At 72.3% G+C, this 12,390-nt stretch carries 13 protein-coding genes; 7 read left to right on the top strand and 6 right to left on the bottom strand.

Annotated features, from left to right (window positions below; all coding sequences use genetic code 11):
• From DQW85_RS35925 to DQW85_RS35900, 6 genes are all read left to right on the top strand, one after another.
• Nucleotides 1–559, top strand: a 559-nt coding sequence (locus DQW85_RS35925; RefSeq protein WP_113704203.1) for an AMIN-like domain-containing (lipo)protein, incomplete at its 5' end; no start/stop codon positions are given.
• A 4-nt stretch (nucleotides 560–563) separates the two neighbouring features.
• Nucleotides 564–914 carry a cupin domain-containing protein gene (locus DQW85_RS35920; RefSeq protein WP_113704202.1) on the top strand — a complete coding sequence of 117 codons (351 nt, stop codon included), beginning with the start codon at nucleotides 564–566 and terminating at the stop codon, nucleotides 912–914.
• 34 nt (nucleotides 915–948) lie between these two features.
• The gene (locus tag DQW85_RS35915; protein WP_113704201.1) at nucleotides 949–2,022 is read left to right on the top strand and encodes an adenosine deaminase; all 1,074 of its coding nucleotides are present in this window, start codon (nucleotides 949–951) and stop codon (nucleotides 2,020–2,022) included.
• Entirely contained in the window at nucleotides 2,019–2,630 is a 612-nt protein-coding gene (locus tag DQW85_RS35910; RefSeq protein WP_162795652.1) for a PH domain-containing protein, read from the top strand. The genes DQW85_RS35915 and DQW85_RS35910 overlap by 4 nt, the downstream gene beginning before the upstream one ends.
• 75 nt (nucleotides 2,631–2,705) lie before the next feature.
• A complete protein-coding gene (locus tag DQW85_RS35905) occupies nucleotides 2,706–3,674 on the top strand; it encodes a sigma-70 family RNA polymerase sigma factor (protein ID WP_113704199.1) in 969 nt (322 codons plus the stop codon).
• 35 nt (nucleotides 3,675–3,709) lie between these two features.
• Entirely contained in the window at nucleotides 3,710–4,207 is a 498-nt protein-coding gene (locus DQW85_RS35900) for a GyrI-like domain-containing protein (protein WP_113704198.1), read from the top strand.
• Between the two features lie 435 nt (nucleotides 4,208–4,642).
• Here DQW85_RS35900 and DQW85_RS35895 read toward each other — a convergent pair whose 3' ends face one another.
• The 4 genes from DQW85_RS35895 to DQW85_RS35880 form a co-directional block, all read right to left on the bottom strand.
• Nucleotides 4,643–6,325 carry a phospho-sugar mutase gene (locus tag DQW85_RS35895; protein ID WP_113704197.1) on the bottom strand — a complete coding sequence of 561 codons (1,683 nt, stop codon included), beginning with the start codon at nucleotides 6,323–6,325 and terminating at the stop codon, nucleotides 4,643–4,645.
• Complete coding sequence (locus DQW85_RS35890; protein ID WP_113704196.1) at nucleotides 6,322–7,125, bottom strand: purine-nucleoside phosphorylase; 804 nt, start codon at nucleotides 7,123–7,125, stop codon at nucleotides 6,322–6,324. The genes DQW85_RS35895 and DQW85_RS35890 overlap by 4 nt, the downstream gene beginning before the upstream one ends.
• A 2-nt stretch (nucleotides 7,126–7,127) precedes the next feature.
• Nucleotides 7,128–8,432, bottom strand: a complete 1,305-nt coding sequence (locus tag DQW85_RS35885; RefSeq protein ID WP_113704195.1) for a M20/M25/M40 family metallo-hydrolase — start codon at nucleotides 8,430–8,432, stop codon at nucleotides 7,128–7,130.
• A gap of 180 nt (nucleotides 8,433–8,612) precedes the next feature.
• Complete coding sequence (locus DQW85_RS35880) at nucleotides 8,613–9,065, bottom strand: gamma-glutamylcyclotransferase family protein (protein ID WP_113704194.1); 453 nt, start codon at nucleotides 9,063–9,065, stop codon at nucleotides 8,613–8,615.
• Between the two features lie 72 nt (nucleotides 9,066–9,137).
• Between DQW85_RS35880 and DQW85_RS35875 the strand changes: the two genes are divergently transcribed.
• Nucleotides 9,138–10,526: an NAD(P)H-quinone dehydrogenase gene (locus tag DQW85_RS35875; protein WP_113704204.1), complete on the top strand. Its 1,389-nt coding sequence runs from the start codon at nucleotides 9,138–9,140 to the stop codon at nucleotides 10,524–10,526.
• 87 nt (nucleotides 10,527–10,613) lie between these two features.
• Here DQW85_RS35875 and DQW85_RS45085 read toward each other — a convergent pair whose 3' ends face one another.
• Both DQW85_RS45085 and DQW85_RS35865 read right to left on the bottom strand, forming a co-directional pair.
• Nucleotides 10,614–11,993, bottom strand: coding sequence for a hypothetical protein (locus DQW85_RS45085; protein ID WP_162795651.1), 1,380 nt, complete (start codon nucleotides 11,991–11,993; stop codon nucleotides 10,614–10,616).
• A 123-nt stretch (nucleotides 11,994–12,116) separates the two neighbouring features.
• A partial coding sequence (locus DQW85_RS35865) for an acyl-CoA carboxylase biotin carboxyl carrier protein subunit (RefSeq protein ID WP_338043440.1) occupies nucleotides 12,117–12,390 on the bottom strand: 274 nt, incomplete at its 5' end.

The raw sequence follows: 12,390 nt of genomic DNA, 5'->3' as shown, positions 1-12,390 counted from the left end.
CGGGGGCGGGCAGGGCCCCGGCGGGCCGGACGCCACGGCGGCGATCACGCCGACCCCCACCGGAACCCCCACGGCCCCCACCACCGGCTCGCTCTCACCGGGCCCGGCGGAGGTGACCGGCATGCCGGGCCGGCCCACCGGCACCGCCCCCGTCGAGGTCGAGCGCGAACGCGGCGAGCCCGTCCTCGTGACAGGCGTCCGCTTCGGCCGCCACGACACGTTCGACCGCGTGGTGATCGACCTCGACGGCGGCCTCCCCGGCCACGCCGTCCGCTGGGTGGACGAGCTCGCGCAGGAAGGGTCGGGCAAGCCCGTGGACCTCAAGGGCGGCGCCTGCCTGTACGTCCTGCTGACCCCCGCCGAGGCCCACACCTCCGACGGCACGCCCACCTGGACGGGCGGCGGCGTCCCCCCGTCCCTCGGCGCCCTCACCGGGGCGGTCCGGGCCGGCGACTTCGAGGGCCGCGTCGTCGTGGGGCTCCTCGCGGACTCCGAGCGGCCTTTCAGGGTGACGGAGCACACCCGTCCGGACCGGCTCGTCATCGACGTGGCACACTGACCGGGTGGTGAGAAAGATCGAAGGCCCCACGCGGGTCCCGGTGCCCGGTGGCAAACTGATCGACGAGCACGTGGGGCGCGTCAACAGCGGCGACGAGGCGATCTCCATCGCCCACATGGTCGCCCCGCCCGGCTGGGACGAACCCGCCCAGACCCCCTCGTTCGCCGAGTACACGGTCGTCCTGCGCGGCACGGTGCTCGTCGAGCACGCCGGCGGCGTCACCGAGGTCTCGGCGGGCCAGTCCATCGTGTCGGAGCCGGGCGAGACGATCCGCTACAGCGCGGGGCCCGAGGGGGCCGAATACGTGGCCGTCTGCCTGCCGGCATTCAGCCCCGAAACGGCACACCGCTCCTGAGCTCCGTGGTGCTCCTGCCACATATCATGGCCTGATGAGCCCCACGATTGACGAGATCCGGCGCGCGCCGAAGGTGCTGCTACACGACCATCTCGACGGTGGCCTCCGGGCCGAGACCATCGTGGATCTCGCACGGGAGTGCGGCTACGACCGGCTGCCCACCACCGACCCCGACAGCCTCCGCCAGTGGTTCGAGGAGGCGTCCGACTCCGGGTCGCTGGAGCGCTACCTGGAGACGTTCGAACACACGGTGGCCGTCATGCAGACGCGCGAGTCGCTCGTCCGGGTGGCCGCCGAGTGCGCCGAGGACCTGGCCGCCGACGGCGTCGTCTACGCCGAGGTGCGCTTCGCGCCCGAGCAGCACACCACGACCGGGCTCAGCCTCGACCAGGTGGTGGAGGCCGTGCTGGAGGGGTTCAAGCAGGGCTCGGAGGGGCGCGGGATCCGGGTCGGCACCCTGCTGACCGCGATGCGGCACATGGCCCGGTCGATGGAGATCGCCGAGCTGGCCGTCCGCTACCGTGACGTCGGCGTGGTGGGGTTCGACATCGCCGGCGCCGAGGCCGGCTACCCGCCCACCCGCCACCTCGACGCGTTCGAATACCTCCAGCGGGAGAACGCCCACTTCACCATCCACGCCGGCGAGGCGTTCGGGCTGCCGTCGATCTGGCAGGCCATCCAGTGGTGCGGCGCCGACCGGCTGGGGCACGGCGTGCGCATCATCGACGACATCTCCGTGGCCGGTGACGGCACCGCCAAGCTCGGCAGGCTGGCCGCCTACGTGCGCGACAAGCGGATCCCGCTGGAGATGTGCCCCACGTCGAACCTGCAGACGGGCGCCGCCTCCTCGATCGCCGAGCACCCGATCGGGCTGCTGCGCCGCCTGCACTTCCGGGTGACGGTCAACACCGACAACCGGCTGATGAGCTCGACCAGTTCGTCGCTGGAGTTCGCCAAGCTGGTGGCGGCGTTCGGCTACGGGTGGGACGACCTGCAGTGGTTCACGGTCAACGCGATGAAGTCGGCGTTCATCCCGTTCGACGAGCGGCTGGCGCTGATCAACGGCGTCATCAAGCCCGGGTTCGCGCAGCTCAAGTGGCAGCCGTGAAACAGACCTACCGGTCCAGGTTCGCCTTCGTCCTCGGCTGGGCGTGGGTGGCGTTCGTCGCGTTCAACGTCTGGGACCTGATCGTCCGCTACAACGGCAAGCCGTCGCTGGTGGCGCTGGCCGTGCTCGGGGCGTTGACCGCGGTGGTCTACCTGATCGCGCTCCGGCCGGCCACCGTGTTCACCGAGGACCGACTCGTCGTGCGCAACCCGCTGCGCACGACGCTCGTGCCGTGGGCGTCGATCGACGGGGTGACGGTGTCCCACTCCATCAACGTCCGCCACGGCGACGGGCGGCTGCTGCGGCTGTGGACTCCGGTGAGCACCGCGCGCGAGCGGGCCAAGGCGCAGCGCCGCGGGGCTCCGGTTCCGCGGCGCGGGCGGTTGCGGACCGAGCCGGCGCTGTCCAAGGCCGAGCAGGCCGCGGCCGAGGCGTTCGCGGGCAAGACGCACGCCGACTGGGTGGGCGAGCAGATCACCGACCGCGCCGAGTCGGCCAGGCGCCGCTCGGCGGAGGCCGCTCCGGCGCAGGTCCGATGGGCGATCGACTCGTTCGCGGTGCTCGCCGCGGCCGCCGCGATGGTCGCCGCCGCGATCGTGATCGGCTGACGGGGTTCTCGCGGCCACGCCTGTGGTGTTGACCCTGACGCCGTTGGACCGAGAGGAACGGGGGTCAGGAGGCAAGTGGAGGTCGCGGATCTGGAGCGGCATCGCACCGAGCTGACCGGCTACTGCTACCGCATGCTGGGCTCCGGGTTCGAGGCCGAGGACGCCGTACAGGAGACGATGCTCAAGGCATGGGGCGCGCTCGACCGCTACGACCCTGACCGGGCGCCGCTCCGTCCGTGGCTGTTCCGCATCGCCACCAACGTCTGCCTCGACATGCTGCGCGGCGCCCAGCGGAGGGCGCGCGCCATCGACCTCGGTCCCGCCTCGTCGCCGGGCGCCGCCCTCGGCCCGCCGCTGCCCGACGACAGGTGGGTCCAGCCGGTGCCCGACGGCCTCGTCCTCCCCGCCCACGGCCGCGCGCCCCTTTCCAGCCTCGCCGCCGACCCCGCCGAGGTGGCGGTCGCGAAGGAGACGGTACGGCTGGCGTTCGTGGCGGCGCTGCAGCACCTGCCGCCGCGCCAGCGGGCCGTGCTGATCCTGCGTGACGTCCTGCGCTGGAGCGCCGCCGAGGTGTCGGGCCTGCTCGGCGGCAGCGTCGCGTCGGTCAACAGCGCGCTGCAGCGGGCCAGGGCCGCACTGCCCGCCCGCGCCGAGCCGTACGAGGAGAAGGGCGTCGACGGTGAACTGCTGGCCCGCTACGTTGACGCCTTCGAGCGCTACGACGTCGAGTCGCTCGTCTCGCTGCTCCACGAGGACGCCACGATGTCGATGCCGCCGTTCACCTGGTGGCTGCGCGGCCGTGACGACATCCGCCGGGCGATGCTCGGCTCCGGCGCGCCGTGCGGCGGCTCCCGCCTGCTGCCGACCAGCGCGAACGGCTCGGCCGCCTTCGGCCAGTACCTGAGCGGGGAGCCGTTCGCCCTCCTGGTCGTCGAGGTCGCGGCGGGCCGGGTCACCGGCACCACCACCTATCTCGGCGCGCGCCTGTTCCCCCTGTTCGGACTGCCGATGAGTTTCGCGGGTCCAGTCCGTACCGATGGGTGAAACCCCGTACAGGTGGGTCCAAGGAGGACGAGACAATGCCAGACACCGAGCCCCGCATCGTGGAACACCCCGACCGCGCCTACGTGGGCGTGCGCAGGACCATCACCATGACGACCTTCAACGAGGTCGGCGACCGCATCGGCGAGCTGATCGGCTGGCTGGCCACGCGCGGAGCCGCACCCGCCGGGGCGCCGTTCCTCAGATATCACATGATCGACATGGCCGCCGACCGGCTGGAGGTCGAGGCGGGCGTACCCGTCGCGGAGCCGGTCCAGGGCGAGGGCGAGATCCGGGCCGGCGTCCTGCCCGCCGGCCGCTACGTCACCTCCTCCCACCACGGCCATCCCGACCAGCTCGCCGGCATCATCATCGGCCTGCTGAAGTGGGCCGCGGAGCGGGGCCTGCGGTGGGACATGACCGAATCGGGCGGAGCCGAACGCTGGGGCTGCCGCCTGGAGTTCTTCCAGACCGATCCGCGAGTCGAACCCGACCTCAACAACTGGGACATGGACCTGGAATTCCGGCTCGCCTGACACCCGGTCCCGCGCTCCTGCTCAGGCGTGACGCCACACGCCCAGCGACTCCTCAGGCGTGACGTGCCTGACCCCCTCCACGTCGCACCCGCCGCGCGAGACTGCGTACAGCGGCGTGGAGGTGCCGGCGCCCGGCATCTTCCGCGGCCATGGCTCGTTCGCCGCTCACCGTGAGGGCTGTCGCCTCCATGATGGACGGGTCCGAACCGATCAGCATGAGCAACACCGGACGCCGGGAGAACTCGCGGTCGAACAGACGTTGCGGCTTGCCTTCGAGGTGCGGCCAGTTCGCGATCCCGGCCGATGAAACCGTCCAACCCGCCCCCTGAAGGGGGCCAGAAATGGCCCCACCAACTTTGGCCCTACCAGATCTGGTCCTATTGGCGAACGAGCTTACTCAGGACGGGCCGCCAGGAGTGGCCTCTCGGGACCGGGTCAGAGTCCCAGGGCCGCGCTGACGTCGGACTCCAGGGCGTCCAGGTCTCGTACGGCCCGGGCCCGGGCGGCGGCGACGTCGGCGGTGACCGGGATGACGACCTCCAGGTAGCACTTGAGCTTCGGCTCGGTGCCCGAGGGGCGTACGACGACCCGGGCGTCTCCCGACAGCGCGTAGCGCAGGCCGTCGGTCGGCGGGAGGCCGCTTTCGCCCTTGCTCAGGTCGTCGGCCCGCTCGACCGTGCGCCCGCCCAGTGACGTGGGGGGAGTGGCGCGCAGGCGGGCCATGGCGTCGGCGATCAGTGACACGTCCTCCACCCTGACGGACAGCTGCGACGTGGCGTGCAGGCCGTAGCGGCGGGCCTGGTCGTCGAGGAGGTCCAGCAGGGTGCGGCCGTCGCGCTTGGTCGCCGCGGCGATGGCGGCCACCGTGAGGGCGGTGCCGATGCCGTCCTTGTCACGCACCGGCAGCATCGCGCCGGGGCCGGTGCCGGGGCCGGTGGCCGAGTCCGCGGTGTGGCCGACGGTGTGGCCGACGCTGTAGCCGATGGCCTCCTCGTAGCAGAAGACCAGGCCGGGTCCGGCCTTGATGATCCACTTGAAGCCTGTGAGCGTCTCGCCGTAGCGGACACCGTGCGCGCGGGCGATCTTGCTGAGCAGCGTGGACGAGACGATCGTCGTGGCCACCATGCGGTCGCCGGAGGTGTGGGTGATGACGTGCTCGGCGAGCAGCCCGCCCACCTCGTCGCCGGTCAGCATGCGGACCGACCCGTCGCGCAGCGGCACGCCCACCGCGCACCGGTCGGCGTCGGGGTCGTTGGCCAGCACGAGGTCGGCGCCGATCCGGGCGGCCAGTGCGGCGGCCAGGTCCATCGCACCCGGCTCCTCGGGGTTGGGGAACGCCACCGTGGGGAAGTCGGGGTCGGGATTGCGCTGTTCCTCGACGGCCATCGGGCTCTGGAACCCGGCACGGAGGAACGCGTCCGTCAGCGTGGCCCCGCCGACGCCGTGCAGCGGCGTGTAGGCCACCCGCAGGTCACGGGCGTCGCCGAGCGGCAGCCGGGTGATCGCGTCGATGTAGTCGTCGACGATGTCCTCGCTCAGCTCGGTCAGCGTGCCCGGACCGTCGAGGGGCAGCCGGTCCACGCGGCCGACGGCGTCGATGGCCTCGGAGATGTCGCGGTCGATCGGCGGCACGATCTGGGAGCCGTCGCCCCAGTAGACCTTGTATCCGTTGTCGCGGGGCGGGTTGTGGCTGGCGGTGACCGTCACACCCGCGTCCGCGCCGAGGTGGAGAACGGCGAAGGCCAGTACGGGCGTCGGCAGCGGGCACGGCAGCAGCGAGGCGTGCAGGCCCGCGCCGGTCAGCACCGCGGCCGTGTCGCGGGCGAAGACGTCGGACTTGTGCCGGGCGTCGTAGCCGATGACCACGTGCCTGCCCTCGCCGAGCACCCGGGCCAGCCCGGCGGCGGCCCGCATGACGGTGACGCGGTTCATCCGGTTGGGGCCCGCGCCCAGCTCGCCGCGCAGGCCCGCGGTGCCGAACTCCAGCTTGCGGTCGAACCGCTCGCGCAGCGCCGCGAGGTCACGGCGTTCGATCAGCTCGGACAGTTCCGTACGGGTCTCCGGGTCGGGGTCCTGCAGCAGCCACTCGCGGGCCCGCCGGAGCAGGTCGGCCGTCACAGCCGGTCCACGACCTTGGCCAGCAGGACGCCCATGCGGACGGCCGTGGAACGGCCGACCTCCAGCACCTCTTCGTGGTCGAGCGGGTCGCCGGCCAGGCCCGCGGCCGGGTTGGTGACCAGGGAGAAGCCGAGCACCTCCAGGCCGGCCTCGCGGGCGGCGATGGCCTCCAGGACGGTGGACATGCCGATCAGGTCGCCCCCGAGCGTGCGCAGCATGCGGATCTCGGCCGGCGTCTCGTAGGTGGGGCCGCGGAACGCCACGTAGACGCCCTCGGCCACGGCCGGGTCGATCTCGTGCACGAGCGCGCGCAGCCGCCGCGAGTAGACCTCGGTGAGGTCGATGAACGTGGTGCCGGTGATCGGGTTGGCCCCGGTCATGTTGATGTGGTCGCTGATCAGCACCGGGTCGCCGACCTTCTGGGTCTCGGGACGCAGGCCGCCCGCGGCGTTGGTCAGGACGATCGTGCGTACGCCCGCGGCGGCGGCGGTGCGCACGCCGTGGACCACCGAGTCGACGCCGCGGCCCTCGTAGAGGTGGCTGCGGCCGAGGAAGACGAGCGCGTGCCGCCCGGAGCCGGTGCGGACGACACGGATCTTGCCACCGTGCCCGGCCACCGCGGGGGCGGAGAAGCCGGGCAGGCCGGTGAAGGGGATCTCGGCGACCGTCTCCCCGATCGCGTCGGCGGCCGGGACCCAGCCGGAGCCCATCACGAGGGCCACGTCGAAGGAGTCGTGGCCGGCGGTGGCCTTCAGCGCCGTGGCGGCCTCGGCGGCGAGGGTATAGGGGTCGTTGCTCACGTTCAGTAGTTTATGAGCAGCCTGTCCAGGACCCGCACCCCGAACTGGAGGGCCTCGACGGGCACCCGCTCGTCCACGCCGTGGAACATCGACGCGAAGTCCATGTCGGCGGGCAGCCGCAGCGGCACGAACCCGAACCCGCGCACCCCCAGGTCGGCGAAGAAGGTCTTGTTGTCGGTGCCGCCCGACATGCAGTAGGGCACCGCCCGCGCGGTCGGGTCCTCGGCCTTCAGCGCGGCGATCATCGACTCGACCAGGGCGCCGTCGAACGAGGTCTCCAGCGCGATGTCGTGGTGGACGAACTCGCGGCGCACCTTGGACCCGATGAGCGTGTCGATGGTCTTGAAGAACTCGGCCTCGTGGCCGGGCAGGAAGCGGCCGTCGATCACGGCCGTCGCCTGGCCGGGGATCACGTTGGCCTTGTAGCCGGCGTCGAGCTGGGTGGGGTTGGCGGTGTGGCTCAGCGTCGCGCCGACGAAGCGGACCAGCGGCCCGATCCGGTCGAGGATGGGCCGGGGGTCGTCCTCGTCGAACGGGATGCCGAAGGCGTCGGCGACCTCGGTGAGGAACCGCCGCACCGTGGGGGTGAGCGTGATCGGCCACTGGTGGGCCCCCACCCGCGCGACCGCGTTGGCGACCTCGGTGACGGCGTTGTCGGAGTTGAGCATCGAGCCGTGACCGGCCGTGCCCTCGGCGATGAGCCTCATCCAGGCGAGACCCTTCTGCGCGGTCTCGATCAGGTAGAGGCGCAGGGACGGGTCGACCTCCAGCGAGTAGCCGCCGACCTCGCTGATCGCCTCGGTGACGCCCTCGAACAACTCGGGGTGGTGCTCGCTGAGGTGCTTGGAGCCGTAGCCGCCGCCGGCCTCCTCGTCGGCCAGCCACGCGAAGACCAGGTCGCGGCGCGGCCTGCGCCCCTCACGGGTGAGCTGCCGCAGAACGGCGAGCATCATCGCGTCCATGTCCTTCATGTCCACGGCGCCGCGGCCCCAGATGTAGCCGTCGATCACCTCGCCGGCGAACGGGTCCACCGACCAGTCGGCGGCGTTGGCGGGCACCACGTCGAGGTGGCCGTGGACGAGCAGGGCGGGCAGGGACGGGTCGGAGCCCTCGACGCGGGTCACCACGTTGCCGCGGCCCGGTGCGCTCTCGATGTAGGTGGCCTCGATGCCGACCTCGGCGAGCCTGGCCATGACGGTCTCGGCGGCGGCGCGCTCGCCCGGGCCGCCGCCGTCGCCGTAGTTGCTGGTGTCGATGCGGATCAGCTCGGCGCACAGCTCGGCGACTTCGTTCTCAGCAGGGGTCATGGTGTCCTTTCCAGGGTCGGCGGGCCGGCCTCGCGGAGGGTTGGCCGTGCCGGTGCGTCGCAACCTGGACGAGCTGAGGCTGCCCGCCGTCGCGGCGCGGTAGCGGACGTTGGGTGTGAGGACAGCGTACGGCTCTTCGCGCCGAGCCCCCGCAGGCCGAGCCCCCGCGGGCCGGGTCGCTCAGCCGCCGAGCGACTTGCAGGGGCGTCCGCGCAGGCTCTTGACGTAATCGTCGGGGGCGCCGGCCCGCTCGGCGGCGTCGGCGAGGATGCCGAGGTAGCGGGCGGAGGGCAGGCCGCCCTCGTAGCCGTCGAGCACGTAGAACCAGGCCACCTGCTCACCTTCGAGCGTCTGGACGCGCAGCCGCACCTTGTGGTTGAGCCCGCGGGCCGCGCCCTCCCACTCGTCGAGGGAGGTCTCGTCCCACTCGGGCACGTCGTAGAGCACGACGAAGACATGCTCGTCGGGATCTTCGACGATGGTGGCCAGCGCGCCCTCCCAGCCGACGTCCTCCCCGCCGAACGTCAGGCGCCAGCCCTGCAACCAGCCCACACCCCGCATCGGAGAGTGCGGGGCGCGCATGGCCATCTGGTCCGGGTCCATGTTGCTGCCGTAGGCGGCGTAGACAGGCACAGCAGCCAAGGGTAGCGCGCGGGTGGCCGCCCCGTTCGTCGCCGGGCCGGGGCATGCGGAAGAATGGTACACGTGACGAGGATCGTGATCATCGGTGGCGGACCGGGCGGCTATGAGGCGGCGCTGGTGGCGGCGCAGCTAGGGGCGCAGGTCACGATGGTCGAGCAGGAGGGTCCCGGCGGCGCCTGCGTGCTGACGGACTGCGTGCCGTCCAAGACGCTGATCGCGACCTCGGTCCGCAAGCAGGCCCTGCTCGACGCCGCCTCGCTGGGCATCAGCTACTCGGGCGGGCCCGACGGCGAGGTCGGCGCGGCGACCGTCGACCTGCCGCTGGTGAACAAACGGGTCAAGGAGCTCGCCCAGGCCCAGTCGGCCGACATCGCGACGAGGGTCGCGGCCGAGGGCGTCGAGATCGTCAAGGCGCGCGGCAGGCTGGTCGACCCTCAGGTGGTCAAGGCGGGCGACCGCACGATCAGGGCCGACGTGGTGCTGGTCGCCACCGGCGCCACCCCGCGCGTGCTGCCGGGCGCCGAGCCCGACGGGGAGCGCATCCTCACCTGGCGCCAGCTCTACGACCTCGACGAGCTGCCCGAGCACCTGATCGTGGTGGGCTCCGGGGTGACGGGCGCGGAGTTCGCGGGCGCCTACCGCTCGCTCGGGTCCGAGGTCACGCTGGTCTCCAGCCGTGACCGCATGATGCCCAACGAGGACGCCGACGGCGCCGAGGTGCTCGAAGAGGTCTACCGCCGCCGCGGCATGAACGTCATGGGCCGCTCGCGCGCCTCCTCCGTCAAGCGCACGGAGAGCGGCGTGGTGGTGACGCTGGAGGACGGCCGCACGGCCGAGGGCTCCCACGCGCTGATGACGGTCGGCATGGTCCCCAACACCGCGGGGATGGGTCTGGAGGAGGCCGGGGTCCAGCTCGACAAGTACGGCTTCGTCAAGGTCGACAAGGTCTCGCGCACCTCGGCGCCCGGCGTGTACGCGGCCGGCGACTGCACGGGCGTGCTCATGCTCGCCTCCGTCGCCGCCATGCAGGGCCGCATCGCCGTCTGGCACGCGCTCGGCGAGGCCGTCCAGCCGCTGCGGCTGGCCACGGTGGCCTCCAACATCTTCACCGACCCCGAGATCGCCGCGGTCGGCGTCGCGCAGCGGGCCATCGAGGCGGGCGAGATCGAGGCCAACGTGGTCAAGTTGCCGCTGGCCACCAACGCGCGTGCCAAGATGCAGGGCTTCCACGACGGCTTCGTCAAGCTGTTCTGCCGGCCGCACACCGGCATCGTGCTGGGCGGCGTGGTGGTGGCGCCGCGCGCGTCGGAGCTGATCCTGGCGGTGTCGGTGGCGGTGCAGCAGCGCCTCACCGTGGACCAGCTGGCCCACACGTTCGCGGTCTACCCGTCGCTGTCGGGCTCGATCACCGAGGCCGCCCGCCGCCTCATGCAGCCCGAGGCCGCGATCTGATCTCGCGGGAGCAGGAAAAGGGAGGGCGCGCCCCCTGAGGGAGCGCGCCCGGAGTGCGTGAGGAGCGGTCAGCGGTGCGCGGGGCGGTTACCAGTCGCCTCCGCCGAAGTCGCCCCCGCCGAAGTCTCCGCCACCGAAGTCGCCCCAGCCTCCGCCGGAGTCGCCTCCGCCGCCGAAGCCGCCACCGAAGTCGCCGCCTCCGCCGTCGGCCAGGCCCTCCGCGTAGCCGGCGCCGTAGCCGCCCAGGCCCCAGCCGCCGCCGAGCATGCTGCCCATCATGGTGCCGATGAACATGCCGGTCATGATGTCGCCGAAGCCGCCGTAGTAGCCGTAGGCGTAGGGCTGGTAGGCCGGTCCCGCGTCGTAGTAGGGGCGGCGCCGGCCGTCGACCATGACCTCGCGCGTCTTCGGGTCGAAGCCGCGCTCCACCGCCTCGGCGTCGCCCGCGCAGGCGGGGACGTCGCGCGCCGCCCCGCCGGGCGGCGCCCAGCTCACGTCGCGCACCGACGGGCCGTGCTGCGGGTTGAAGAAGCAGGGCGCGCGCCGCTCGGGCACCGGCTTGTCGTTGACCTTGGCCTTGACCACGGCCAGGGCGTAGCGGCCGTCCTCGAGGGTCTGCGTGACGTCGCGGACCTGGTCGGCGCGCTCGACCGCGGCGAGCTGCGTCTTGGACTTCTCGTAGGAGTCGAGCGCCTGCTGCCACTCGTCGATGTGCTGGCCGCCCTGGCCGGCGATCGTGACGTCGGTGTCGAGCGCGGTGATCTCCTCACCGAACTTGGTGACGTCCTCCTCGACGGTCTGCTTGACCGCGGCCAGGTCCTTGGCGTCCTGGATGGCCTGCTTCTTCTTCTTGTTCTTGGAGTAGAGGAAGTAGCCGCCGCCGCCGACGAGCGCGAGCGCCCCCAGGCCGACCAGCACGCCGGTGCCGCCGCCGCCCCCGCCCACGGGGCCGGAGGTCAGCGCCGAGTTGCGCTTGCCGCTGGCGAGAAGGTTGACGCGCTCGACGAAGTCCTGCATGCCGGGCACCAACTCATCGTGGTTGCGCACGGCGAGGTTGGCCGCCTCGCCGGTGGCGCCGCGGCCGAAGTTGGAGAGAGCGAACAGTGACTTGCCGTCGAGCACCGCCACGGTCACCTGGCCGCTCTTGGCCTGGGAGACGGCCGAGCCGAGCTGCTGCAGGTAGGGCCCGGCGGCGGCGTTGGACGGCACCGTGCCGTCGGGCAGCGCGGCGACGTAGATACTGCTCTTGGAGTCCTTCAGCGCCTCACGGATCTGCGACTGCTCGTCCGACGTCAGCGGCGAGCCCGCCTGTACGAACAGGGGGTCGTCGGTCTTCCAATGGGCGAGGACGGACTGCGCGTCAGGCGGCGCTGCCGCGTGGGCGGCAGGGGACAGCGCGAGGATGACGAATAGACCGGCGATCAGAGCCGCGATCGCGGCCCCTGCACGGCGCAGCGAATGGGTCATTGGCAGCTAGCCTCCTTCGCCCATGAGGACGAACGGGCGGTGGACAAAGTTCCTCACTGGGCACGCTACCCGCACCCGGGCGTCCGGGCGCGCAGCGATGCGGAAGATCCCCGGATGCCGCCCTCAGACGTCCTTGATCTCGCAGAGGGTGGCGCCGGAGGTGACGGTCTGCCCGACGGCGGCGCTCAGGCCGGTGATGGTGCCGGACTTGTGCGCGGTCAGGGGCTGCTCCATCTTCATGGCCTCCAGCACCACGACCGTGTCGCCCTCGGCCACGGTGTCGCCGTCGGTGGCCACGACCTTGACGATCGTGCCCTGCATCGGGCTGACCAGAGCGTCGCCGCCCGCCGCGGGCTTCTTCGCGCCCGCCGCGCCGCGCCTGGGCTTGCGCCCGCCC

It is taken from the genome of Nonomuraea lactucae (genome assembly GCF_003313395.1).
In the GTDB taxonomy this organism is placed as follows: domain Bacteria; phylum Actinomycetota; class Actinomycetes; order Streptosporangiales; family Streptosporangiaceae; genus Nonomuraea; species Nonomuraea lactucae.
Note: the sequence above shows the minus strand (reverse complement) of the source record. Positions and strands in the feature narration are given on the sequence as shown.